Origin of the sequence: Bartonella sp. MU70NMGDW (assembly GCF_042194085.1) — a bacterium.
Taxonomy (GTDB): Bacteria; Pseudomonadota; Alphaproteobacteria; order Rhizobiales; family Rhizobiaceae; genus Bartonella; species Bartonella grahamii.
Genome location: NZ_JBHIMK010000242.1, coordinates 1 through 1770 on the forward strand (window position 1 = coordinate 1; position 1770 = coordinate 1770).

Annotated in this window: 1 protein-coding gene; it reads left to right on the plus strand. The window is 39.3% G+C overall.

The genetic code is table 11. The features are described 5' to 3' along the window. The coding region (locus tag ACFIKE_RS10095; protein WP_375649715.1) for a GH36-type glycosyl hydrolase domain-containing protein at positions 1 to 1564 on the plus strand (1564 nt) is incomplete at its 5' end. Between the last annotated feature and the right edge of the window lie 206 nt (positions 1565 to 1770).

Here is a 1770-nt window from a genome sequence, read left to right on the forward strand (position 1 = left end):
AGAAGCTGAAAAATTACTCAATCAAGTACGTGCAAGTGATTTTGAAATTCTGCTCACAAAACAAAAACAGCAATGGAATGATTTTGTTTCTCCTTTCCAAGTCAAAACACCTGACGCTTCTTTTAATCTTATGGTCAACCATTGGCTTCCGTATCAAATCTACGCATGCCGCATCATGGCACGCGCGGGCTTTTACCAAGCTAGTGGTGCATTTGGTTTTCGTGACCAGTTACAAGATAGCTTGTCTTTGTTATTGCTGGAACCACAATTAGCACGTGAACAATTGTTAAATGCAGCAGCGCACCAATTTCTTGAAGGTGATGTGCAACATTGGTGGTTGCCTGACACAAATGCTGGTGTTCGTACGCGCATTTCTGATGATATCGTTTGGTTTGCATATGCAACAGCTCTTTATGTTAATACCACTGGCGATGATGTCTTTCTTGATACGCTCATTCCTTTTATTGAAGGTGATGTTCTCAAAAATGAGCAACAGGATGCTTATTTTCAACCTATCCAATCCTCAAAGGTTGCAACAGTTTATGAACATTGTGCTTTAGCTTTAGACCTTGCCATTAAACGCTGCGGACCACATGGTCTCCCTCTTATTTTAGGTGGGGATTGGAATGATGGCATGAATTTGGTCGGTGTGGAAGGAAAAGGCGAAAGCATTTGGTTAGGATGGTTTCTTGGGCACACATTACAAGCATTTATCTCTTTAGCCAAAAAACGTGGTGACAATAGCCATATGCAAATATGGAGTACGTACCTTGAACATTTAACAAAATCCCTAGAGAAAAATGGTTGGGATGGTGCTTGGTATCGACGTGGTTATTTTGATGATGGAACGCCTCTTGGTTCTAAAATCAATGATGAATGTCAAATTGATACCATTGCTCAATCTTGGGCTGTCATTTCTCAAATGGCATCGCTTGAACGCCAAGAACAAGCAATGACATCAATGCTGGAACATCTCTATGATAAAAAAGGTGGACTCATTCGCCTTTTTTGGCCACCGTTTGATAAAAGTACGCTCGAGCCTGGTTACATAAAAGGTTATCCTCCAGGAATTCGAGAAAATGGTGGTCAATACACGCATGGTGCCATTTGGAGTATTTTTGCGTTGGCTGAAATGGAACAAAACGATAAAGCTTATGCTTTATTTTCTATGATAAACCCAATTACCCACGGACAAGATCCTGAAATTTATCGTGTTGAACCTTATGTGATGGCCGCAGATATTTATGCTGTTGAACCACGATGTGGTCAAGGCGGTTGGACTTGGTATACAGGTTCAGCCGGTTGGTTTTATCGCGCCGCAACACAAGCTATTCTTGGAATACAGCGTCAGGGAGACCTCTTGTTTTTGCAGCCACATTTACCCTCTATTTGGCCAAAATATGAAGCAACAATGAAGTTTTATGATGCCGTTTATAGCATTAAAGTAAAATGGGGACTTAAAAATATGCTCTATGTTAATAGCAAAGAATATACCAAATTTCATACAGGGATAAAGTTACAAAAAACAGGTCAGCATGAAATTATACGTATTGTCAAATCTTAAAGATAAAAGATGAAAAAAGAGAGCAGACTTTTTTATTCTTGCCCAAAACTGTAGAGTGATTATATTGCACCGCCTATATTAGCCGTTTTGGTGCATAATATTTTAGATTTTATGAAACTGAAAGAAAAAGGTTATGAATCATCCGGATATTGCTAGACGTGTTTACAATCATACTTGGAAACTTGATCCCATTATTCGTTCACTTC